The organism is Streptomyces sp. NBC_00158, from assembly GCF_045160885.1.
Taxonomy (GTDB): Bacteria; Actinomycetota; Actinomycetes; order Streptomycetales; family Streptomycetaceae; genus Streptomyces.
Genome location: NZ_CP108162.1, coordinates 405,534 through 429,552, shown reverse-complemented (window position 1 = coordinate 429,552; position 24,019 = coordinate 405,534). Strand labels below are relative to the sequence as shown.

Below are 24,019 nucleotides of genomic sequence, written 5' to 3'. Positions count from 1 at the left end.
GCCCGAGCTCAGGCGGCGTCTTATTCCTCCTTAAGGGACATCACGTGAGAAAGCGCCTGGTCCAGGTCCTTGACGATGTCCGTGACGTCGTTGCTGTAGCCGAGTGCCAGCCGCACCGTGCCGCGAGGTACGCCGATGCTCACCAGCTCGTCGTCGGAGTACTCGAAGTAGGTGAAGAACGTGCTCTGCTCGACGAGCGTGTGCGGAGCGCCGAAGTTCGAGGCCATGAACGGCACGCGCAGCCGGTCGACGAACTTCGCCGTCTGCTCCTCGCTCAGCCCGAGCTCGAAGGTGATGACCCCGCCGAAGCCGTTCAGGTACCGCTGGGCCAGCTCGAAGTGCGGGTGCGACTCGAGGCCGTTGTAGTAGACGCGCTCGACGGCCGGGTGCCCCTCCAGGAAGCGGGCGACTTCGAGGCCCATGGCGTTGACCCGTTCCATGCGCAGTTCCAGTGTGTAGAGACTGCGGCGCAGCAGGAAGGCGGAGTTGCCGTCGAGGATCGGCCCGGTGGTGTCCCGGTACCAGCGCAGCTTCTCGATCAGCTCCTCGCGGCCCGATGCCACCCCGGCCACGATGTCGCCGTGCCCGCTGAGGTACTTGGTGGCGCTGAACAGCACCAGGTCCACGCCCCACCGCAGGGCGTGGTAGTTCGGCGGGGGTGAGAACGAGCTGTCGAGGGTGATGATCACCTCGGGCCCGACGGCCTCCCGCACCCGGGCCACGTCGATCAGGTACATGTGCGGCGAGGACGGCATCTCCAGGTGCACGAGCTTGATCCGGCCGCGCAGCGCCGCGACGTTCTCGACGAACTCCTCCGGGTCCCGGATGGAGAACTCGTGCACCACGACGCCGAACTTCGGCAGGATGTGGTGGAAGACGTTGCGCACCTGCCGGTACGACTCGGACGGCAGCACCACCTCGTCGCCCGCCTGGAGCAGCGCGAGGAACGCGGTGACGTGCGCGGCCATGCCGGAGGCGAAGACCAGGGAGCTCTCGGCGCCGCTCAGCTCGCTCAGCTTGTTCTCCACCTCGACCCAGGTGGGGTTGGAGTAGCGGCCGTAGCGTCCCGCGGGCACCGACCTGTCGTGCAGGCCGTCCTTCACGTGGTCCGCGTTGTTGAAGTAGTAGGAGGCGCTCTGGTACGTCGGCGACTCGATGCTGTTGGTGTACGCATCCTGGGGACGCTGCTTGGTCATCGTGGCTCCTTGCTGGCACGACCGGTACAGGGGCTGGGCGCCACGGCGGCCAGGGGGAGGCCGCCGTGGCGGGTCTGTGGTCAGCCGATGTCGAACCGCATGAGGTCCTCGATCGTCTCGCGTCGCACGATCTCTCGCGCTCGCCCCCCGGCCACCGCGATCACGGGCGGTCGCGGGATCTGGTTGTAGTTGTGCGCGAGGCTGCGGCAGTACGCGCCGGTGCCGGGCACCGCGAGCAGGTCGCCCGCCCTGACGTCGGACGGCAGGTGGTCCTCGCGCACCACCACGTCTCCGGCGTCGCAGTGCTTGCCGACGACGCGGACCAGCGTCGCGGGGGCGTCCGAGACGCGTCCCGCGAGCTGCACCGAGTACGCGGCGTCGTACAGCGCGGTGCGCACGTTGTCGCTCATGCCTCCGTCGACCGCGACGAAGGTGCGGATTCCCTCGCGGAACTTGACCGCGCCGACCCGGTAGAGCGTCACCCCGGCCGGCCCGGCGATCGCGCGGCCGGGCTCGATGGCCAGGCGCGGCATCGGCACTCCGAGCCGTGCGCACTCCTTCTCCACCGCGGCCCGCAGGGTGTCGGCCATCTCCTTGGCCGGAGTGGGCACGTCGTGCTCGGTGTAGGCGGTGCCGAAGCCGCCGCCGAGATCGAGCTCGGGCAGCTGGATCCCGTCCAGGGTCAGCCTGGCCCGCAGCTCGGCCAGCCGCTTGGCGGCGGCCTCGAATCCGGCCGTGCCGAGGATCTGCGAGCCGATGTGGCTGTGCAGGCCCCGCAGTTCGAGCAGGTCGCTGTCCGCCACACGGCGCACGGCGCGCTCCGCGTCGCCGCTGACCAGGGAGAATCCGAACTTCTGGTCCTCGTGCGCCGTGGCGATGTGCGCGTGGGTGTCGGCCCGCACGCCCACCGTGACCCGCAGCAGCACGCCGGGTTTGCTGCCGGGGAAGCACGGCACGAGTTCCTCGAGCAGGTCGAGTTCCTCGACGGAGTCGACGACGATGCGTCCGACTCCGTAGTCGAGGGCTGCGGCCAGGTCGGCCTTCGACTTGTTGTTGCCGTGCAGCAGGATGCGCTCGGCCGGGAAGTCCACGGCCTTGGCGTAGGCGAGTTCGCCCTCCGTGCAGACGTCCAGGCTCAGGCCGGCCTCTTCGACGATGCGGGCGCTGGCGCGGGTGAGGAACGCCTTGCTCGCGTAGTAGACGTCGAAGTCGTGGAACGCCTCGCGGAAGGTGGTGCAGCGGTCCCGGAAGTCGGTCTCGTCGAATACGTACGCGGGCGTCCCGTACTGCTGTGCGATGTCCGTCACCGGTACGCCGCCGATGGCCAGCACTCCGTCCGGGCCCTGTTCCGCCGTGGCGGGCCACAGGCCCGGGCGCAGTGCGCGGACCTCGGGTGTGCCGTTCACGAGTCCTCCTCGGGGTGGTGCGTGCGGCCGGCGGCCGGGGCCACGGCCTGGTGGAGTTCACCGGCGCTGAGCATGCTGACGTGGTCGCCCGGGATGGTGGTGACGGCGACCGTGGCGCCCAGCGTGCGCCAGCTGTCGGGGGCCTGCTCGTGGCCGGCCGTGATGACCTCGGGCAGGCACATCGTCAGCCGCGGTACCTGCCCGGTGGGCCGCCACGCGTCCATCGCGGCGTGGAAGCCCAGCCGCATCCGCAGCTTGCCGAGCAGCTGGTGATCGGGGGCCCCCGGCCCGTTCGGGCCGAGCCGGTCGACGAGCGCCGCGGCCCGCTCGGGGATCGGCAGCCGTCGGGTCGCGGCGAGCGCCTCGGCGATGGCGGGCTTCGTCTGGTGCGGGAGCTCGACGTGCGCGTGGTCGACGAGGGCGGCGTCCGGGTTGCCCGGTGGTTCGGCCGGCGTCGGGTCCATGACGATCAGGTCGTCGATGCGCTCGCCGTCGCCGTCCGCATGGGCCTGGCGGGCGATCTCGTAGATCAGCGGCGCACCCATGCACCAGCCCGCCAGGGTGTACGGGCCGGAGGGCATCGACGCGCGGATCTGGTCCAGGTAGCGGCCGGCCAGCGCCTCCATCGTCGTGCTCTCGCAGGTGTAGTCGTGCGGCAGGCCGTAGCAGTCCCAGCCGCGTCCGAGGACACCGGCCATCGGCGCGTACCAGTCGATCCGCCCGTCGACCGGGTGGATCATGAACAGCGTGCGCGCGGGCCGGTCGACCGGCGCGGTGCTGAGCGGGACCATCCGGGCGGCGCGCTCCATCTCCGCGGCGAACCGTTCCGCGACCTGCGCGGTCTCCCCGGCGGACAGCAGCGCCGGGTCGACGGACAGCCGGCAGGTCACCGTGCCGTCCGCGGCCGGGGCGACCGTCACGTCGAGCGGGGTCGGCAGCACGTTGGCGGCGGCGATGGTCGCCCCCTCCGGGGCCGGGGCCGGTCGCAGCACCTGCTCGCCGGCGGGCAGCTGGTGTCCGCCGAGGTAGTTGAACGTGACCTGCGGCGAGGCGACGGACGCCAGCTGCCGGCCGAGGGGCGAGTCCGGGTGCAGGTGCCGCGCCCGGCCGAAGCCGGTCCCGGCGTCGGGGACCTCGGCGAGCTGCCGTTCGACCGCGGTCGCGGCGTCGACGAGGCGCGTCGGGCCCGCTTCGAGGTCGGTGAGCAGCGCCGGGTAGAGGGAGGTCAGCCAGCCGACCGCGTTCTCCGGGCCGCCCTCGCCGGACAGGGTCCGGCCGTGTCCCTCCAGCCACACGTACAGGTCGGACCCGTCGCTGTGCGGGGCCAGCGCGCGGTGCAGGGCCGCCAGCAGGACCGACTGGGCACTGATGTCGTGCAGGCGGCGGGTCTCCTGCCCCAGGTAGGTGGCGACCCGGTGCGAGAGCCGGGTGCTCACCTGGATCCGGTCGCCCGATCCGGTCGGCGCGGCGGCGGTTCCGGCGCCGGAGAGCAGCGGCTTGTCCGCCTTCGCCAGGGTCTCCCAGTACGTCTCGGGGACGGCCGCGGCAGCGGCCCCGGGCCCGGCGGGGATGCCGGGGGCGGCGCCGTCGGGCAGCTCGCGGCCCTCTCGCAGCGCCCGGTGGGCCCACGTGATCTCGTCGGTGAGGATCTGCCAGGACACCACGTCGACGATCAGGTGGTGCGCGATGAGGTAGACCCAGGTGGAGGAGCTGTCCGGGTCGCGCACGACGGCGAAGTCCGCCAGTCTGCCGCTGTCGATGGCGATCTGCCGGTGCAGTCCGCGCAGCCGGGCATCGAGCCGCTGCGCGAGCGGCTGGTCGCCGTCCGGTAGTACGTGCTCGCTCAGCAGGTCGCCGGCCGGCTCCTCGTCGAGGACGGCCGTCCAGGTTTCGCCGTCGTGGGAGAAGCGGGTGCGGAACGCGTCGTGGCGGCGGAGCACCCAGGACAGTGCCGTGCGCAGGGTGTCCGGGTCGCCGCCTTCGGCGAACTCGAACAGGCGCGCCTGGTGGAAGTGGTCCGGGTCGGCGAACCGCTGGTCGAAGAACCAGGCCTGGATCGCCGTGAGCGCGAGGGTGGTCCCGGCCGGCCGGCGTTCGGTCACCGCGAGGACGTCGGTGTCGGGGCGGTCGCCGATCCGGCGGTCCAGGGCCCGGACGGTCGTCGCGGCCAGCAGGTCCGCGACGCTGATGTCCACCCCGAGCGCGCGGGTCCGGGCGGCGACCCGGATGGCTTGCAGGGAGTCGCCGCCGACCTCGAAGAAGTCGGCGTCGAGGCCGAGGCGCGGCTGCTGGAGCGTGTCCCTCCACACCTGGAGCAGCAGTTGCTGGCGGGGCGTTTCGGGCTCGGCCGCCGGACCCGTACCGGTGGACTGCTCCGGCGGCTGCGGCAGTTGCGAGGCCTGGATCTTCCCGGTGGACGTCCGGGGCAGCCGGTCCATGACCACGACGCTGGTGGGGAGCATGTAGGAGGGCAGCTGCTGTGCCGCCCACTGCCGCACGTCCTCCGGCTGGACGGTGCTGCCGGCCGGGGCGGCGATGTACGCGGCCAGCCGTGCCGTGTCGCCGGTTCCCCGCAGGAGCACGGCGGCGTCGGCGACGTCCGGGTGCCCCAGCAGGCAGGCGGTGACCTCCCCGAGTTCCACCCGGAACCCGCGGACCTTGACCTGGTCGTCAAGACGTCCCAGGATCTCGAAGCTGCCGGCGCGGAGCCTGGCCCGGTCGCCGGTCCGGTACAGGCGCTGCCCGGCGAGCGGTCCGGCCGCCAGGACCTGGAACCGCTCGGCGGTCAGCTCGGGGCGGCGGTGGTAGCCGAGGGCCACCCCGGTGCCGCCGATGTACAGCTCGCCGGCCGCGCCGGCGGGCAGCAGCCGGCCGTCCGGGTCCAGGACCACCAGGCGGTAGTTCGCCAGCGGGCCGCCGACGCCCAGCCGCGTCCCGGCGCCCTGGGGCGCGGGGTGCAGACGCTGCGCGGAGCACCAGACGGTGCCCTCCGTGGGGCCGTACTCGTTGTCCAGGGCCGCGCCCGGCACGCGGAGCGCGTGTTCGTGCAGGTCGTCCGCACCGCAGGCCTCGCCGCCGATGGCCACGACCCGCAGCCGCGGGTTCCACGCGACCGGGAGGGTCCGCACCAGTTGGCGGTAGAACGAGGCGGTGAAGTTGACGTGCGTGACCCCGCGCTGCTCGATGAGGGAGCGGATGCGGTCGGGGTCCCGGGCGTCTTCGGCGGTGTCCGGGAGCACGATGGTGCCGCCCGACCACAGCGTCCACAGCATCATGTGCGGCGCGACGTCGAAGATCACCGGCAGGGTCACCAGGGTCTTGACCGGTACGCCGGGCTCCGTGCCCGCCGCCGCCAGGTACCGGGTGCGGCCGTGCACCGCGGCGCACGCGTTGGCGTGGCTGGTCAGGACCGCCTTCGGGGTGCCGGTGGAACCCGAGGTGTAGACGAGGTAGGCGCCGTCGGCGGGAGCGGTGTCCGCGTCGGCCGGGGCGCCGGTGTCCGTCGCCGGGCCGGCGGACAGGCCGTCCGCGTACACGACGGGAACGCCCGCGGGCGCCCCGGAGGGGGTCGTGCCGGACGGTGCGGCGTGGCCGGCGACGATGACGGCCGGGGCCGCGTCCTCGTACATCGCGGCGGTGCGGGCCGCGGGCTGCGCCGGGTCGATGCACACGTAGACGGCACCGGAGCGCAGCACGGCCAGGATCGACGCGACCAGGCCGATGCCGGCGGTGCCGGTGATCGCGACGACCTGGCCCGGCCGCAGGCCCGCGTCGGCCAGCCGAATCCGCATCTCCTGGGCGTACAGGTCGAGTTGGCGGTACGTCCAGGAGGAGCCCGCGTGCTCGACCGCGACCGCGTCGGGGTGCGCGGCCGCCGCGGCCGCGAAGCCGGCGTGCAGCGTGTCGTACGGGACCTCGTCGTCGGGGCCCGTGCTCATCGCCAGGACCCGTGCCGTCTCCTGGGGACCCAGGAGGTCCAGTTCGCCGACCGGCCGGTCTGCGGCCCGCGCCAGCAGGCCCAGGAGCGTTTCGTACCCGCCGAGGAGTTCTTCGGCGGTGTCCGCGTCGAACAGGTCGGTGTCGTACTCCCACAGGATGGTCATGCCGCCCTGCCCGCTGCCGTCCGGGTGGCGGGGGTCGGGAACGCACACCACGTTGATGTCGCCCTTGGCGGACGCGTTGTGCTCGATGACCAGGCTCGCCTGCACCGGCCCCATCCGCAGGTACGGGCGCGGGGTGTCGTGGAACGCGAACATGAGGTTGAACAGCGGGTTCCGGCCGGGGTCGCGCGGCAGGTCCAGGCGGGCCAGCAGGTCGAGCAGGGGCAGTTCCTGGTGGTCCTGCGCGCCGAGCACGACGTCCATCGTCGCCCGGAGCAGTTCGCTCAGCGAGCCGGCCGGGTCGACGCGGACGCGCAGCGGGAGCGCGTTGACGAACATTCCGAGCAGCCGGTCGGTGCCGGGCTGGCGGCGGTTGACCAGCGCCGACCCGAGGACGATGTCCTCTTCGCCGGTGTGCTGCCAGACCTGGAGCGCGAACGCCGAGAGGAACACCGCGAAGCGGCTGACGCCGTGCCGCGCGGCCAGCTCGTCGAGGCCGCGCACGACCTCGGCCGGGATGTGGGCGCTGAAGCGGCCTCCGCGGTAGGACCGGGCGACCGGACGGAGCCTGTCCGCTGCGAACGTCGCGCCGTCGCGGGGGCAGCCGGACAGTCGGTCGCACCAGTAGGCCACCTGGTCGGCGTAGTCTCCGCTCTTGCGCCAGGCGTGCTGCCAGGCCGCGAAGTCGCGGAACTGCACCGGCAGCGGCGGCAGCTCCGGCGCGCGGCCGTCGACGATCGCGTCGTACGCGTCGCGGAGCTCGGTCAGGAACAGCTGGGCGGACCAGCCGTCGTGCGCGAAGTGGTGTTCGACCTGGAGCAGCCGCCACTCGTCGGGGGCGAGGCGGAACAGCTGCCAGCGGACCAGCGGCAGGGTGGCCACGTCGAAGCCGATGGCGACCTCGGCGCGCATCCGGGCTTCGAGCGCGGCGGGGCGGTCCTGCTCGGGCAGTCCGGTGAGGTCGACGACCTGCACCTTCGCCTGCCAGGGTTCGTGGACGACCTGGACCGGCCCGTCGGCGCCGTCGTGGAAGGTGCTGCGCAGGATCTCGTGGCGGGCCACGATGTGCGACAGCGAGTGCTGCAGCGCGGTGATGTCCACCGGGCCGTGCATCCGCAGCGAGAACTGGGTGTTGTAGGCGAGCGAGTCGTCGGTCAGCCGGGTGAGGACCCAGATCTGCTCCTGCTGGCCGCTGAGCGGGTAGCCGGCCGCACCGTCGGGCCCGGTCTCCGTGGGGGCCGTGCCGGGCCGGATCCGCGGGCGGTCGGACGGGGCCCCGGCCCGGACCAGGTCGGCGATGGCCCGGATGGTGGGGGTCGCGAACAGCGCGCTGACGGGAAGGTCGACTGCGTGGTCGGCGGCGACGACCGCGACCAGCCGGATCAGGGCCAGGGAGTTGGCGCCCAGCATCAGCAGCGACCGGTCCACCGGGACGTCCGGCAGGTCGAGGATGCCCGCGGCCGCGGCCGCCAGGCTCTCTTCGAGGGCGTCCGCGGGCGCGGCGCCGGTCACGGCCGGTGCCGGCAGCCGGGTCTGGTCGATCTTCCCGGCCGGGGTCCGGGGCAGTTCACGGACCACGACGTACGCGGAGGGGACGAGGTAGGCGGGGACGCGGGCACGCAGGTGGCGGTCGCAGTCGGCGATGAACGAGTCCTCGCCGGTGGTGTCCCCCGCGGGCGCGGCGGCCGACGGCCCGGGGTCCGCGTCCGCGTCCGGGACCGGGACCGGGACGAGGTAGGCGACGAGGGAGGTCGACCCGGAGAGCGAGGCGTCGGTGCGTCCGGTGACGTGCGCCGCGAGGATCCGGGGGTGCTCCATGAGGACGGACTCGACGTGGCCCGGTTCCACGCGGTGCCCGCCGACCTGCACCTGGCGGTCGGCGCGCTCCAGGAACACGAAGCCGTCCGAGGGGTCCTGGCGGACGAGGTCACCGGTGCGGTAGGCCCGTTCGCCGTCGACGGTCGCGAACCGCTCGGCGGTCAGTTCCGGGCGGTTGAGGTAGCCGAGCGCGAGGTTGGCTCCGGTGATGGCCAGTTCGCCGGTTCCGGTGGTGGGCCGGCCCTCGGCGTCGAGGAGGAGGTAGCCGGTGTTTCGGACCGGGCGGCCGATGGTCATCGGGGTCAGCTGCCCGGTCGCGGCGTCGTAGACGCGGCCGTAGCTGGAGACCACGCACGCTTCCGTCGGACCGAACTCGTTGAACAGGGAGGTGTCCGGCAGCAGCCGGGCGTGCCGCTCGATCACGGCGGGGCTCCACCGTTCGCTGCCGATCCCGACGGCCTTGAGACCGGTGGGGGGTCGGCTCGAGGCTCGGTCGAGAAAGACGCTGTACAGCGACGCCGGGTAGATCAGCTGTGTCACGCTGTGCTCGTGCACCAGGTCGACGGTGCGGGCGACGTCGGTGAGTCCCGCCGGGTCGATGACGAGGGTGCCGCCGGTCAGCAGGGTCCAGAACAGGACACCGGTGGTGAGGTCGAACGCGGGCGAGTGCAGCAGCAGCACCCGGCCGGCCGGGCCGAACTGGTCGGTGCGCGCCGCCGTGGAGTTGAGCAGCGCGGAGTGCGGGACCAGTACGCCCTTCGGTGCGCCGGTCGACCCCGAGGTGTAGATGACGTACGCCGGACGGGACGGGTCCGCCGCCGCGTCCGTGACGGGGCCCGTCGGTCGGTGGGCGGCGAGGTCCTGGTACGAGCTGACCGGCGCGGTGGTGTGTTCGCGCAGCCGGGCGACCCGGTCGGCGGTGGTGACGACCAGCGCCGGACGGGCCTCGGCGAACACGTCGCGCAGGAAGGCGTCCGGCGCGTCCGGGTCGAGCGGCAGGTACACGGCCCCGGCGGCGAGGACGCCCAGCACCGTGGCGACGAACTCGGGCGAGCGCTCGATGACCACGGCCACGACCGGGGGTTGCGCCGGGGCGGGAACCTGCGGGGCGGGCCACGCGGCACGTATGCCGGCGGCGACGGCGTGCGCCCGCTCGGCGAGGTCCTGGTAGGTCAGTGAACCGGACGTGGTGACGACCGCGGCAGAGGTCCGGTGTTCGCGGTAGACGGTCTCCAGCGCCGCGGCAAGGGTCAGCTCAGAGAGAGCGGCCGGGGTATGCAGGGTCACGATGACTCTCCGGATGAAGGAGTTGACGGGCGGCACTGACCTTGGCCTCGAGGGTTTCGCGCGCCGCCGGGCTGAGCCGGGGGCCGATGTGGCGCTGGTACGCCAGGAGGTAGCTGAACCGGTCGGCCGGCGGGGTGGCGGGCTGGTCGGCGAACAGCAGGTCGTGGGGGGTCATGGCGCGGACGACGAACATCGGCTCGGGGCTCTGCATCACCGGGAACGCCCGGTTGTGCACGCCGCCGACGTCGCTGTCCGCGTGGAACTCCCCGAGCATCAGGCCGCGTTCGACGGCCTCGGGCCTCAGGAGGCGGTGGCCGCCGTCGATGAAGTCGGCCGTCTGCCCGCTCGGCAGGCCGGGAAAGAAGCCGAGCAGGGTGGTGGTCGACCTGTGCGGCCCGGCGGCGACCTCTTCGAACAGGTCGAGCAGCAGCCGTCCCGCGTCAGCGGCGTCGGCGGGGGTCGTCCCGTGCACCGACAGCGCGACCAGCCACACCGTGTTGGCGCGGATGGCGGGCTCCAGCCGCGGGCAGACCGCGCCGGACCGGCCCAGGTCGGGGTGCGGCTGCGTGACGAACTCCGTCAGCCAGCGCATCCCGGCCCGGTACTGCGGGTAGCGGTCGAAGACCGCGGCGGCGTCGGCGGCCCGGGTCAGCGACCCGGGCACGACCGACGGGGCCGCGGCCGCGACCATGGGCTGGGCCGCGCTCACTGGGCTTCGTGCGCGGGGGCGTCGGTGTCCTTCTTCGGCTCGACCAGCGGCACACCCGCCAGCGCGTAGGAGGCGAAGCCGTCCGGGCCGACGGGGACGTCGCCGACGGTCGAGGTCCGGTGCATGATGCGGACGTGGCCCTCCTCGGTGAGGTGGTCGATGTCGGCCGCGGCCAGGTGCGCGGTGGTCCGGTTGTCCCACATCGCGAACGAGCCCGGCTCCCAGGCGAACCGGCAGGTGTACTGGGGCCGGGTCAGCTCCTCGAACAGCAGGTCCAGGATCCTGCGGCTCTCGACCGGGTTCATCCCCAGGATGCGGGCGGTCCGCGACGGGTTGACGAACAGCGCCTTCTCGCCGGTCTCGGGGTGCACGCGCACCACCGGGTGCACGGCCTCCCGCTCGTTCCCGATCATGTCGAGGGCCTTCTTCTCGACCGGGTTGCGCGGGTCCAGCTGCTGGGCGGGCCAGAAGGTGTGCAGCGCCTGGAGACCGTCGATCATGTTCCGGATCGGCTCCGACAGCCCCTCGTAGGCGGCCACCAGGTTCGTCCAGTGGGTGTCGCCGCCGAACGGCGGGACCTCGTCGGCGCGCAGGAACGCGATGGCCGGCGGGTTCACGACCTGCGAGGCGTCGACGTGCCAGCCGCTGATGCTGGACACCCACTTGTTGCGGAACACCGCCTCGTAGTCGGCGCCCACGAGCTTCTTGTCGAGCTGCGGAGAGATCGTCAGGATCTGCGGGAACGGGTTCAGTTCGTCGGTGTCCTGGATCCTGGCGCGCACGGCGAGCGGGCCGAACCGCCCGGCGAACCCCACGTGCGAGGCGTGGTCCAGGTGCTGATCGCGGAAGAACAGCGCCTTGTGCTTGTAGAGCGCCTGGCGGAGCTCCTCGACGGTGGCGTCGTCGAGTTCGGTCTTCAGGTCGATGCCGTCTACGTACGCCCCGATGTAGCCGGCGGAGGGGCGCACGTTCAGCTTGGTTGCGGTTTGCGACATGGTCCACCCTTGTCGTTCGTGTCGCGCCAGGTGGTGCGACGGATCTCAGGTCGTGTCGGTGCAGGCGTACGGGAACGCCTGGCGGTCGTTCGGGTTCGGGTTCGCGGCCGAGGGCATGGCCGGGGCCTGCGTGTTCGGCTGCGGGAAGTGGCTCGGGGTGTGGCCGGCCCGGTTCCGGCCCGGTTCCGGCCCGGTTCCGGCCCGGCACGGGGTGCCGGTGGCGGCCGCCACGCGCGGCGGCGGGGCCGGCCCGTCAGGACGGGCGGCGTGCCGGGGGCGGTGGGTGTTCCGGTCCGTGCCGGTGGGCGCGTCCGTACGGTCCGTTCAGTCCTTCGGGCCGTACGGACGGCACCGGTGGCCGGCGCTCTCGCGGGGCCGGACGTCCGACCGGACCGGGTGTTCGGGGACCGCTTTCAGGCGGTCCTTCCGGGAAGGGGACGGCAGGTGACGGTCACCTGCCGCGCCGTCACTCCACGGACGCCCAGATGTCCCGGGCGGCCATGGCGGCTGCGTTGTAGGAAAGGTTCGCCGAGTCGGCGACCGTACGGATCTGGCAGAGCGCGCCCCGGTAGTCGATGGGCGGGAAGACCTCTTCGCCGATCTGTGCGCCAGGCAGGACCTGCGCGACGAACGGCGCGCGGAGGGCTTCTTCGACCCCGCGCAGGGCGGTGAGCTTGCCGCGCGCCGCCGGGTAGACCGTCATGGTGGTGGAGGCCCGGCCGTTCTGCTCCAGCGGCGGCAGCTCGGTGCCGAGCGCCGAGGCCGCGAGGATCGCGGTGAGCGGACTTTCGAGGCAGTCGTTCACCATCAGCGGGATTCCGGCGCCGGGGGGGCGGATGTTGATCTCGATGATCACGACGTCGTCGTTCCCCAGCACGGCGAACTCAGTGTGGAGCATGCCCTGGCGGATGTCGAGGGCCGCCACGCACGTCTCGACGGTCTGCCGCATGCGGGTCTCGACCGACTCCGGCACCTGCACGGGGAAGGTGTAGGAAACCTCGCAGAAGGCAGGATTGGGGCCGATCTGGCGGTCCGTGACGCCGAGGTGGCGGCAGCGGCCGTCCGTGATCAGGGTTTCCAGGCTGTAGAGGGGGCCGCGGACGTACTCCTCGGCCAGCAGCCCGCCGCCGAAGAACGGGACGTCCGCGCTCAGTTCGGTGAAGGCGGTGACGGCTTCCTCGGCGTTGCGGACCAGTGTGACGTTGAAGCTGCCCGCCCCGCGGCTGTTCTTGAGCACCACCGGAACGTCCAGGCCCTCGACGAAGTCGACCAGTTCCTGTGGGCTCTCGGGGGCGCACCACCGCAGGTTCGGGACGCCGGCATCGCTGTAGAACCGGCGCGCCGAGCGCTTGTCGCGGATGGTGCGGACCGCGTCCGGGCTGGGGTACGGAACCCCCAGTCTCTCGGCCAGGACCGCCGCGAACTCCACGCTCCGGTCCAGCAGGCAGACGACACCGGTCGGGCCGCCCGCCTCGCGGATCCACTCGACGAGGTCGTCGGGCACATCGGTGGTCATGGTGGAAGGAACCTGGAAGATCCGTCCCCGGTTCTCCAGCTCCTCGACGACCTCGCCGCAGAACCGCGCCTTGGCGGCCTCAAGCGGCTGGTCGGTGACGTAAGCGGTGTCGAATCCGTTGTCGACTGCCCATTTGACATGGGACATTCCGGTGCCAGTCCGTATGGACTCGATGAAAACAAGCATGGAACATCCCCCGATGTTTGCGCAGGATCGATTGGGCCCGTCGCGCGGTCACCTGTTGGACCGGCTCGATGGCGCCTCAGCCGTCGTTGGTCGCGACGCGCTGCTGTGGTCGGCGCCCGTGCGGTGGGGCCTGTTGGCCGATTCCCCTCCCGTGAGGAGGGATGCGGCAGATATTAGGCCCCTTGGGCGAACACACAACCGACCCTACGGGATTTTGTAGGATCATGAAAGATCTTGACGAAGCGCTGGTCGACGGCGTAGTTAAGGAGTAGCGCGGAACTTCCGCCTCTTGAGCAGCCCGATCGCCGGCCGGGCCTACAGTGCCGATCCGGGCGGATTCCCGTCGGGCGCACCTGGCACGGTTGCCCTGCCTCATGCCGGATCCGGGTGCCGTACGCCCCGGGTTCCCGCCCTGCACCGTCCACGGTCGCGGGGGCGAAGCGGCCGCTCTTCCTGACTGATCACGACCTGAGGCCCAACCGGCGCCTCGGTATGAACGTTGACGTGACCTCTGAACCGGTGGTGCCCCGATGCAAGTTCCCGCTCACGCCCCGTCCGTGCTCCGGTGCGCGGCATGAGATTCGCCGACAAGTTCGGTGCCCTGGCCGAGCGCAACTTCCGCCTGCTGTGGATCGGCCGTACGACTTCGGCGCTGGGCGACGCGCTGATGCCGGTGACGCTGGCGTTCGCGGTCCTGGCGGCGGGCGGCGGCGCGGCCGACATCGGCCTCGTCATCGCCGCCATCATGGTCGCCCGTACGCTGCTGATGCTGGTAGGCGGCGCCCTCGCCGACCGGCTGCCGAGGCGTTGGCTGATCGGCGGCAGTGATCTCTTCCTGTGCACGGTGCAGGTGGCCGTCGGCGTCCTGCTGCTGACCGGCCACGGCAGCGTGCCGCTGCTGCTGGGAGCGGCGGTCTGCTACGGTGCCGCATCGGCCGTGACCCAGCCGGCCATCACCGGCCTGGTGCCGCAGACCATCAGCAAGGGGAAGCTGCAGCAGGCCAACGGCCTGATGGAGCTGACCCGCAGCGCGGCACAGGTGATGGGACCGGGCCTGGCCGGCACGGTGGTGGCGGTGGCCTCGCCGGGTTGGGTGTACCTGCTGGACGCGGTGACCTTCCTGGTCAGCGCCTGCACCCTGGTGCTCCTCCCGCTCGCGCCGACGGCGCCGCGCGGGGACCGCACCCACATCTTCGCCGAGATCGCAGCCGGGTGGAGCGAGGTCGTCCGTCGGCCCTGGTACTGGGTGACCCTGTGCGGCCATGCGATCTGGAACGTCGGTTCCAGCGCGTTCGTGGTCCTGGGACCCGTCATCGTCGCCCGTCAGGCGGGCGGTGCCGCCAACTGGGGCCTGGTGAGCGCGAGCATGGCCGTCGGTGCCCTCATCGGTGCCGCCGTCAGCATGCGCTACCGCCCGAGCAGGCCCCTGTTCACCGCTCATGTCGTGCTGCTGCTCACCTTGCTGCAACTCGCCGCGCTGGCCGGGCCGTCCCCGACCTTCGTGATCGCGGGGGCGGCCTTGATGAGCGCGGCGGGAGTGGCCCTCCTGAACAGCCTGTGGTCGACGGCGCTCCAGAAGCTGATCCCCGAGGAAGTGCTGTCCCGGGTCTCGTCGTACGACTGGCTGATCTCCTTCACGGTGGCACCGCTCGGATACGCGGCGGCCGGCCCGCTGGCCGACGCGATCGGCGTGACCAGCACGCTGGAGATCGCGCTCGGGTTCGTCGTGGCCGGTGTCGTGATCGTGCTGCTGGTGCCGGGGGTCCGCCGGCTCCGGCAGACCCGCGAGGGCGAGCTGTACGGCTGGCCGGACCTGGACGAGCGCGAGCCGGGCCGGTCCGCGCCGCCGGTTGCCGCCGGCGAACCGCGGTGACCGTCGGGGAGGCGCACCCCCTCCCGCGGCATCCGGCCCGGCCCTGCCGGACGTACGGCCGCGGCCCATTCCATTGCGTGTAGAGGAGAAGAACGCCATGCCGTTGTCACTGAGCGGTACCAAGATGGCCGGACTCTCCGGCCTGCGCAGCATCATGGAGGACGTCGCCGCGAGCACGGCCGGGTCTTCGGCCGACGAATGGCTCAACCTGAGCGTGGGCAACCCCGCCCCGGTACCCGCGGCGCGTGAGATGTGGCGGGCCGCCCTGGCGGAAGCCGCGGCCGAGGACTTCGACGAGGCCGGCTGCCGGTACGGGCCCTCGCGGGGCAGTCACGCCCTCGTCGAGGCCGTCGCCGGCTACTTCCGGGAGCGGTACGGCTGGCAGATCGGCCCCGAGAACATCGTGGTCGGCCCCGGCAGCCAGATGGTCTGCTTCGCAGCGGCCGCCCTCTTCGCCGGCCCCGGCGCACACGGCGACCGGCGGATCGTGCTCCCCATGGTGCCCGACTACACCGGCTACCAGGGTCTGTGCATGCACGACGACGGCATCGCCGGTGTCGCCCCGCTGATCCGGCGTGAGGAAGGCCACCGCTTCCACTACGACATCGACATCGACGCGCTGCGCGGGCGCACGGACATCGGCATGCTGCTGGTCTCCAGTCCGGGCAACCCCACCGGGCGGGCCCTGACCGCTGCCGACCTGGCGGCGCTGACGGAGCTCGCGACCGAGCGCGAGGTGCCGTTGTTCGTCGACAACGCCTACGGTTCCCCCTTCCCCCGGATCGCGCAGGTGCACACCGAGCCGGTGCTGGACGACAACGTCGTCAACTGCTTCTCCGCGTCGAAGGCGGGGCTTCCGGGTGAGCGGATCGGTTTCGCGGTCGGGCACCCGAAGTACATCGGGCCGCTCGCCTCGTTCATGTCCAACTCCGTCCTGCACGCGCCCCAGCTCGCCCAGCACGCCCTCGCCCGGGTGCTGGCCGACGGGCGCATGGACACCACCACCGGCACCGCGATCACGCCGTACTACCGCGAGAAGAAACGCTTCGTCGAGGAGCTGCTCGCCGAACTGCTGCCGTCGGACATCGACTGGCGCATGCACTCCGGTGACGGCGGCATGTTCTGCTGGCTGTGGGTGGACCACCCGTGGTTCGACGACACGACGCTGTACGAACGGCTCAAGGAGCGTCAGGTCTTCGTGGTACCGGGCCGGCACTTCTTCGTCGACCCGCTGCGCACGCCCGGCCTCGCCGAGCACGCGACCCGGTGCTTCCGTCTGAGCCTGAGCGCGGACGAGAAGGTGATCACGGAGGGTGTCCACCGACTCGCGGACGTGCTGCGCGAGATGCGGAACGCGGCCGTCTGACCGGGCGACCGGAAGGCCGGGCCGTCCAGCAGCTTCACGACACGTCACTTCGCCGGTTCCGTCAACGGACGGACCGGAGGAAAGAGGAGCACTCCATGACCATGTCCACCGGGACCGCGACGGCCGCCGTGGGAGCGGCGGAATTCCGGGACGCCATGGCGCACCTGGCCGCCCCGGTCACCGTGGTCACGACGCTCGACGCGGCCGGTCGCCGCTGGGGCTTCACCGCGAGCGCCGTCACCTCCGTCTCGATGGAGCCGCCGCTGCTGCTGGTCGGCATCGGGAGGGAGTCCAGCTGCCACCTGGCGCTGACCACGGCCGACGAGTTCGTGGTGAACCTCCTCGGCGAGGAGCACCGCGCCACCGCCCGGGTCTTCGCCACGCGCGACACCGACCGCTTCGCCGCCGCCGGGGGCTTCGACGCGTGGCCGGGCTCCGGCCTCCCGTACCTGCCCGGCGCGACCGCCGCGTTCCGCTGCCGGCGCGCCGACGTGGTGCCGGCCGGCGACCACGACCTCGTCCTCGGCGAACTCCTGGAGATCCGCACCGGACCGTCCGGCGCGCCGCTCGTCTGGTACCAGCGCGCCTTCCACACGCCGCGGCGCTGACGAGCGCGGATCCGGCCGTGCGGCGGCCGTCGTCGAAGGGGTGGCGTGCGGTGCACGCCGCCCCTTCGCGCGTGGCGGCGCCGTGGCGGCGCCGCCACGGCGCTACGCCCCTTCCGGCCCGGAGAGCGGTTCGAGACCGAGGTGGTCGCGCAGGGTCGTACCGGTGTACTCGGTGCGGAACAGCCCCCTCTTCTGCAGCTCCGGAACCACCCCGTCCACGATCAGCTCCAGGCCGTCCGGCAGGTAGGACGGAAGCATCATGAAGCCGTCCGCGCCGCCCTCCGAGACCCACTTCTCGAAGCGGTCGGCGATCTGCTCCGGGGCGCCCACCATCATGAGGTGTCCCTGGGACACCGTCTCGGCCTCGATCAGCCGGTTGATGCTGTACTTCTCCTCCACGGCCAGCTGCCGGAAGACCTCGTACCTGCTCCTGCGGGCCTGAACCGCCTCGACGGGCGGAAGCAGTTCCTCCGGTACGGGCTTCGACGGGTCGAGTCCGGTGAGGTCGACGCCGCCGAGCTGCTTGGACAGCCACGCCATCCCGATGTCCATCCGGATCAGGTGGCGGAGCTCGTCCTCCATCCGCAGCGCCTCGGCCTCGGTGCTGCCGACGAGCGGGTGGACGCCCGGAAGCACCTTGACCCGCTCGGGGTCACGGCCCGCGGCGCGGACCTTGGCCTTCATGTCGGCGTAGAAGTCCTGGCAGCCGTCCAGCGTCTGCTGGGCCGTGAAGACCACCTCGGCGTGGCGCGCGGCGAAGGACCGGCCGGTGCCCGACGAGCCGGCCTGGACGAGCACGGGTCGCCCCTGGGGGCTGTAAGGGACGTTCAGGGGCCCTTCGACCGTGAAGTGCTTGCCCACGTGGTTGATCTGGCGGACCTTCGCGGCATCGGCGTACACGCCGTTCGCGCGGTCCAGGACGATCGCGTCAGGGTCCCAGCTGTCCCACAGCGCGGTCACGACCTCGACGTACTCGTCCGCCCGCGCGTAGCGGTCCGAGTGCTGCGGCAGCGGCCCGCCTCCGAAGTTCACCTCGCCGTGTCCGGAGGTGACGATGTTCCACGCCGCGCGGCCCGCGCTGATGTGGTCGAGGGTCGCGAACTGGCGGGCGACGTTGTACGGCTCGCTGAACGTCGTCGACACACTGCCCACCAGGCCGATCCGGCTGGTGCGCGCGGCGAGGGCGGAGAGCATGGTCAGCGGTTCGATGTGCGGGAAGCAGCCGCTCGCCAAGTGGGTGCTGTTCAGGGACAGGCCGTCGGCCATGAGCAACGCGTCGAACATGCCGCGCTCGGCCGTTGCCGCGATGTCGCTGTAGTAGTCCAGCGAGGTGGCCCCTTCAGCCCGGCTGTTCGGACGGCGCCATGCGCCCTGGTGGTGTCCGACCCCGCCGATCAGGGAAAAGAGGTGCATCGACTCTCCTGGCGATCAATGTGATGGGCCCCAATCTACGTCAGCGAACGGCGCTCGGACGGGGCCGGAAGCCAGTGCTTCTGTCCCTTGTCTCACACCCCGGAACCCTTGATTCCATTGGAAGTTGGCTATCCGGACGGGCGCGCGGTGACGGGGAGCGGGGGCTACGGGGTGCGGGTCCCGCGGGGTGCCTTCGAACCGGCCTGGCCGCGCAGGTGCCGGGCCACGCCGAAGGCCTCTTCCGCGGTGTCGCGGCCCCACCGCGCGGCGAGGTCGAGCGGGGCGGGGTCGGTCACGACGATGTCTCCTCGTTCGCCGGTACGGACACGGCGGACGGAGTCGCGCTCGGCCCCGGTGAGGCCCTCCTCCCGGATGGTCAGGCCCGCGACGACCGGCCGGGAATCGGCGGCGCAGGCGACCTCGACGACTTCGAGGGCGAGCTTGTTCCAGCGGAACGCTATTCGCGACCCGCCGTCGACGGGCTCCCAGGCCTCTGCGGGGAAGACCCGCTCGACGGTGACGGTGGTACGGCCGGTGGCGGGTTCGATCCTGAAGGGGTACTCCCTCACGGAGAGCGGCTCGCCGGTGACTCCGTTCGTGTGGAAGGCCTTGACCACACCGGTGACCGGGCCGGCCGGCGCGGTGGAGGACTCGACCTTCCAGGCGTCCTCGGCGGAGGTGCGGAAGACTTCCGCCTTCTCCGTCCCGGCGCCGAACTCCGCCTCCTCATAACGGCGTTGGCCGGTTCCGCGGTAGTAGACCAGACCTTCGGCCCGCACCGTCACGGTCAGGGTGCCGCCCGGGGCGATGCCCACGGTGGCCAGGGCGTACTCGCGGGCCAGGTTCCCGAGGTCCGGACGGGCCTTCGCGTTGAGGCTGGCGGCAGCACGCTCGTCGCCCTTCTCGTTGGCCTTCACCCACAGCTCGTCGGATTCGCCGTCCACGCCGCCGTCCACGCCGAGGATCGCACGCAGCCGCTGCTCGTCGACGGGTTTCAGGCCCGCTGCTTCGTAGGCCTTCTTCCGCAGGAACTGCTGCCACCGCGCCTCGTAGGCCTCTTCGTCCACCAGCTCGTCGGCGTCTGGCTTCGCGGGCGGCTCGGGCTTCGTACGGGCGGGGAGGGTGTGGCGGGCCAGGAACTCCCGGTAGGCCCGGCTGCGGTAGTCACCGCTGTCGATGTCATCGTCCAGGGACACCACGACGACGTCCTTGCGTGCCACCTCGTTGGCCATAGCGTGCTCCAGACGGGAAAGGATCAGGGCGAAGCGGTGCAGGTGATGCCGGTCAGCACGCTAGACGTCCAAGATCACCCACGGGAGCCAAAGAACGAGTTCCAGCCGAACACACAGCCTACAGCGGCGGGATCGACCACAACAGCTCAGTCGAACGGACCGCACCGCGTACTTGCCGCCGCCCGTCCGCCCGTCCGCCCGTGCGGCGGAGGCCGGGCCGTGCGCGGCCCGGCCGCGCGTCCTCAGGACGGAACGGGTCCGGCGGTGGGGAGGGTCCCGGCCGGGGTCGGAGCGCCGAACCAGCGGCGGACGGTCCGCTCGAACTCCTCGCGGTCGGGGTGGCGATCCCCTGCCCAGGCGACCACGCCGTCCGGCCGGACGAGTACGGCGCCCAAGCCGAGGTCGTCCTCCGGTGTCCCGGCCGCGTAGCGGATGCGGCCTTCCCAGCCGGTGACCGGAGCGCGCAGGCGCCGGTCGGCGCTGAAGTCGAGCACGACGCCGCGTCCGTCCTCCATGAGGTCGCCGAGGCGGGTGCCGTCGTCAAGGCGGAAGTCGGGGGCGCTGCGGCCGACCAGCGGGTGCCCGCTGCCGAGGTCGTAGCGGATCCACGATCCCGACAGCTTCCCGAAGACGTAGGCCGCTCCGTCACGGGTCCCTATGAGAGCGCGGACCACCGCCTGGATCGCCTGGGCGTACGGTTCGGGCCTCATGGTCGCCACCTGGGCGCGCGACCAGTCGAGCACCGCCGCACCGATCGGATGGCGCTCGTCGGCGTAGGTGTCGAGGAGCGCGTCCGGCGCGTGCCCGTGCACGGTCGCCGCGAGCTTCCACCCCAGGTTCACGGCGTCGCCGATGCCGGTGTTCAGCCCCTGGCCGCCGAGGGGGGAGTGGATGTGGGCGGCGTCGCCCGCGAGGAGGACGCGTCCCCGCCGGTAGGACGTCGTCTGCATCGCCCGGTCGGTGAAGCTCGACGCGATGCGGACCTCTCCGATCGTCACGTCGATGCCGGACACGCGGCGCAGGACCGCCTGGAGGTGGTCGCGGGTCAGCGGCTGTGAACGGTCGAACGCACCGCCGTCGAAGTCCATCATGGCGATGTGCCCGTCGGCGGGCAGCCGGAGGTACATGCCCGTCGGCGTGAGGTGGAACCCGGGGCGCAGGCTCTCGGGATCGGCGAGAGCGGCTTGCATGGTGTAGCCGGTGAACTCCGGTTCGGTGCCGAGGAATTCGAAGTCCGCGAGCCTGCGCACCGTGCTGCGTCCGCCGTCGCAGCCGACCAGCCAGCGCGCCTCGTACGCGTCCGCGCCGGCTCGTGCGACCACGCTGTCGCCGTTCTGGGTGACGGCCGAGACCGTGACGCCGCGCCTGATCTCCACGCCGAGTTTGGACGCCTGCCCGGACAGCACCGTCTCGACCGCTTCGAGGTCCGTCATCACGGCTTCGGGCGCCGGGCCGGGAAGCCGGAACGGGAGGGCCGTGACGTCGACCTGGTCCCCGTCGATCATCATGCCGGCGAAGTGGCCGACCAGCCGGGGGCGCGTCGGCGCACCCTCGTCGGGGGCCGCACCGAACACCTCTTGCGCGCCCGACGCCGTCAGCAGCGGTTCCAGCAGTCCGCGCCGGTAGAACGCCTCCACCGAGGCGGCGGACAGCCCGCGCCTGCCGAGCGGGGCCGACCGTAACGGGGAGCCGACCCCCGGCTCCCGTTCGAGCACCAATACGGAACAGCCCGCGAGGCCGAGCTCGCAAGCCAGAGCCAGGCCCACCGGACCGGCTCCCACGATCAGTACGTCATGCACGAGGGTTCCCCTCCTCTTGTCCCCTGGCCGGACGGTCGTCCGGCCAGGACCTCTCGAACGGTGTCAGCCCCGTCCGACATCGCACCGACAGCACCGGCAGGCCACCGACAGACGACCGGCACGACCGGCACGGGGGCGGCGTTCTCCTCGCCGGAGGCGTTGGGTTAGGTTCCCGGTCGTGACTGACGATCGCGGACGACTGCTGGCCGGCCGGTACCGGCTGGCCGCACTGCTCGGCCAGGGCGGCATGGGGACCGTGTGGCGGGCGCACGACGAGCAACTCGACCGGGAGGTCGCGCTCAAGGAGCTCCGGCTGCCCGAGGACCTCGACGCTTCCCGGCGGCAGGCGTGGATCGCCCGGCTGGACCGCGAGGCGCGTGCGGCCGCCAGGCTGAAACACCCGGGGGTGATCACAGTCCACGACCGGATAGCCGACGAGGACGGCCGCCCGTGGATCGTGATGGAGCTCGTCCGCGGCCGCTCCCTGGACGACCTCGTCAAGGAGGACGGCCCGCTCGCGCCCGCCCGTACGGCCGTGATCGGCCGGCAGGTTCTGGACGCGTTGCGCGCCGTGCACGCGACGGGCGTGGTCCACCGGGACATCAAGCCCGCCAACGTCCTGCTCGAAGGCGACCGGGTGGTACTGACCGACTTCGGGATCGCGGCCGTGGAGGGCGAGCCGGGTCTGACCCGCTCGGGGGCGGTCATGGGGACCCCGGTCTACATGTCCCCCGAGCAGATGCGCGGTCTCCCGGCGACCGCGGAATCCGACCTGTGGTCCCTGGGCGTGACCCTGTACACCGCCGTGGAGGGACGTCCTCCGTTCGGCGGCTCCGGCTCCTGGGCCGTCTTCGCCGCCGTGGCCACCGAGGATCCCGCCCCCGCCGTCCGCGCCGGGGAGCTCGCCCCCGTGCTGACGGGGCTGCTCCGGAAGGACCCGGCGCAGCGTCTCACCGCCGAGGAGGCGTACGGGCTTCTCGCCGGACCGGCGGGCGCGGCCGAGCCCTCCCGGCCGGGCCCCGCGGGCTCGGGCACGCTGCGGCTGGGGGCGGCCGCGCCGCCGGATGCCGGCCGCGCCGCCGCGCGATGGCGCTACGTGCTGGGCGGCCTGGCGGCGGTCGTGGCCGTCCTGGTCGCGGTGCCCTGGTGGTTACCGGACTCCGGAGCCTCGGACGGCGCCGGCCCCGCCCGCTCGGCCGAGGCCGTCACGCCCGGTCGGCCGTCCCGGCCCTCGTCCTCCCCCCTTGCCGAGCCCACCCCGTCGGTCGCCACGTCCGGCCCCGGCTCCAGCCCCGCGCCGACGCCGACGCCGACGCCCACACCGACTCCCACGCCCGTGCCGACCCGCACGCCCCTGGACCGGCAGGCCATCGAGCGCGTCTTCACCCTCTACATGAACGGGCTGGCCGACCACGACATGACGTCGCTGCGCCGGGGTACGTGCCCACGGCTCCGTTCGACCCTGCTCGGGTTCGCCCTCAACGGATACTTCGTGGACCGCTGGGAACTCCTGCACTACGAGATCCCGCCGGGCCGGAGCGAGCTCAGCGTGGAAGCGAGGATCACCCGGCGGGACCCCGAAACCGGTGCGCTCGCGGGTGACGTCCTCAACCAGTGGATCATCGAGAGGGCCGCGGACCAGCAGTACTACGTGTGCGGCTGGCTCAACGAGGAATGACCCGTCCGCACGGCTCCACACCGTCGGCGCGGTCGACCGGGTCCTGCCCCGCCCCGGTTCCTGGTCCGAACGCCTGCGCGTGTTCTTCCGGGCTTGAGAGGATCCGCCTGGCGAAGCCGTCTCGATCCGCACCAGGGGGACACATGCACCGCGCGCGTGCGCTGTTCGTACTGCCCGCCGGCCTCGTGGCCGTGCTGGCGGCGCTCTCGGGATGTTCAGGGGGTGGCGGCGGGGCTGCCGCCCGGGTTCCGGCTCCCACGCCCTCCGGGCTCGCGCACTACACGCCCGCCACCGGGTCCGCCGCCCCGGCCGCGAGCCCTTCGTCCACCGCGCCCAAGGAGTGCGTGCGGACCGCCGGCATGGTCGTCGAGCAGCTGACCGGGTACCTGAAGGAACTGCGCAGCACCAGCGGGGGCTACCAGACCAAGGGTCTGACGCTGGACTCCTCCGGCCTGAACTTCACCCCGGAGGACATCAGGCGCCCGTGCGAGGCGGTCGCGGTCAAACTCGCGCACTACTGGGTCGACTTGAAGAAGACGCGTGAGGCCAACGTCGTCAGCGGGGCCCGTTACGAGTACTCGTACACCCTGATCGGCGCCGCCTCCCACGCGGCCGGCCCGCAGGACGGCCGGGTGCCCGAGACCGCGCCGCCGGGGCCCTCCGCCTGTCGCGGCACGGTCTCGGTGGCCTACCTCGGCGAGGACCTCTCTCTGCGGGACCTGCCGTACGACCTGAAGCTGCTGGACACGACCGCCCCCGTCCCGGTCACGGTGAGCGGCGACGGGGTGCTGTCCGCGATCTACGTGTCCCCTCCCCACCCGGATGCGTGCTGATACC

The 24,019-nt window shown here is 72.2% G+C and carries 14 protein-coding genes; 5 read left to right on the top strand and 9 right to left on the bottom strand.

All coding sequences use genetic code 11. From position 1 onward, the window contains the following. Positions 1 to 20 precede the first annotated feature (20 nt). From OG553_RS37090 to OG553_RS37065, 6 genes are all read right to left on the bottom strand, one after another. On the bottom strand, positions 21 to 1,196 hold the full coding sequence (locus OG553_RS37090) for a PLP-dependent transferase (protein ID WP_331728523.1): 1,176 nt from the start codon (positions 1,194 to 1,196) through the stop codon (positions 21 to 23). An 80-nt stretch (positions 1,197 to 1,276) separates the two neighbouring features. Further along, positions 1,277 to 2,602 (bottom strand): diaminopimelate decarboxylase, encoded by a 1,326-nt coding sequence (lysA, locus tag OG553_RS37085; RefSeq protein ID WP_331728520.1) that lies wholly within the window; start codon positions 2,600 to 2,602, stop codon positions 1,277 to 1,279. Then, the gene (locus OG553_RS37080; protein ID WP_331728518.1) at positions 2,599 to 9,807 is read right to left on the bottom strand and encodes an amino acid adenylation domain-containing protein; all 7,209 of its coding nucleotides are present in this window, start codon (positions 9,805 to 9,807) and stop codon (positions 2,599 to 2,601) included. Before OG553_RS37080 ends, lysA begins: the two co-directional genes overlap by 4 nt. Then, on the bottom strand, positions 9,776 to 10,516 hold the full coding sequence (locus OG553_RS37075) for a DUF6875 domain-containing protein (RefSeq protein ID WP_331728517.1): 741 nt from the start codon (positions 10,514 to 10,516) through the stop codon (positions 9,776 to 9,778). The genes OG553_RS37080 and OG553_RS37075 overlap by 32 nt, the downstream gene beginning before the upstream one ends. After that, positions 10,513 to 11,511, bottom strand: coding sequence for a TauD/TfdA family dioxygenase (locus OG553_RS37070; protein ID WP_331728516.1), 999 nt, complete (start codon positions 11,509 to 11,511; stop codon positions 10,513 to 10,515). Before OG553_RS37070 ends, OG553_RS37075 begins: the two co-directional genes overlap by 4 nt. A gap of 466 nt (positions 11,512 to 11,977) precedes the next feature. Beyond that, on the bottom strand, positions 11,978 to 13,174 hold the full coding sequence (locus OG553_RS37065) for an ATP-grasp domain-containing protein (protein ID WP_331728515.1): 1,197 nt from the start codon (positions 13,172 to 13,174) through the stop codon (positions 11,978 to 11,980). Positions 13,175 to 13,787: 613 nt separating this feature from the next. Between OG553_RS37065 and OG553_RS37060 the strand changes: the two genes are divergently transcribed. From OG553_RS37060 to OG553_RS37050, 3 genes are all read left to right on the top strand, one after another. After that, a complete protein-coding gene (locus tag OG553_RS37060) occupies positions 13,788 to 15,086 on the top strand; it encodes an MFS transporter (protein WP_331728513.1) in 1,299 nt (432 codons plus the stop codon). Positions 15,087 to 15,183: 97 nt separating this feature from the next. After that, positions 15,184 to 16,452, top strand: a complete 1,269-nt coding sequence (locus OG553_RS37055) for a valine--pyruvate transaminase (RefSeq protein WP_331728512.1) — start codon at positions 15,184 to 15,186, stop codon at positions 16,450 to 16,452. A 95-nt stretch (positions 16,453 to 16,547) separates the two neighbouring features. Further along, on the top strand, positions 16,548 to 17,060 hold the full coding sequence (locus OG553_RS37050) for a flavin reductase family protein (RefSeq protein ID WP_331728511.1): 513 nt from the start codon (positions 16,548 to 16,550) through the stop codon (positions 17,058 to 17,060). A gap of 102 nt (positions 17,061 to 17,162) precedes the next feature. Here the strand turns inward: OG553_RS37050 and OG553_RS37045 are convergent, their stop codons facing one another. The 3 genes from OG553_RS37045 to OG553_RS37035 form a co-directional block, all read right to left on the bottom strand. Further along, the gene (locus OG553_RS37045) at positions 17,163 to 18,473 is read right to left on the bottom strand and encodes an LLM class flavin-dependent oxidoreductase (RefSeq protein WP_331728510.1); all 1,311 of its coding nucleotides are present in this window, start codon (positions 18,471 to 18,473) and stop codon (positions 17,163 to 17,165) included. Between the two features lie 164 nt (positions 18,474 to 18,637). Continuing rightward, entirely contained in the window at positions 18,638 to 19,705 is a 1,068-nt protein-coding gene (locus tag OG553_RS37040) for a hypothetical protein (RefSeq protein WP_331728508.1), read from the bottom strand. A gap of 242 nt (positions 19,706 to 19,947) precedes the next feature. Continuing rightward, positions 19,948 to 21,504 carry an FAD-dependent monooxygenase gene (locus OG553_RS37035; RefSeq protein WP_331728506.1) on the bottom strand — a complete coding sequence of 519 codons (1,557 nt, stop codon included), beginning with the start codon at positions 21,502 to 21,504 and terminating at the stop codon, positions 19,948 to 19,950. Positions 21,505 to 21,682: 178 nt separating this feature from the next. Between OG553_RS37035 and OG553_RS37030 the strand changes: the two genes are divergently transcribed. Continuing rightward, positions 21,683 to 23,182 carry a protein kinase domain-containing protein gene (locus OG553_RS37030; RefSeq protein WP_331728504.1) on the top strand — a complete coding sequence of 500 codons (1,500 nt, stop codon included), beginning with the start codon at positions 21,683 to 21,685 and terminating at the stop codon, positions 23,180 to 23,182. A gap of 143 nt (positions 23,183 to 23,325) precedes the next feature. Continuing rightward, positions 23,326 to 24,015, top strand: coding sequence for a hypothetical protein (locus OG553_RS37025; RefSeq protein ID WP_331728502.1), 690 nt, complete (start codon positions 23,326 to 23,328; stop codon positions 24,013 to 24,015). The last annotated feature ends 4 nt before the right edge of the window (positions 24,016 to 24,019 follow it).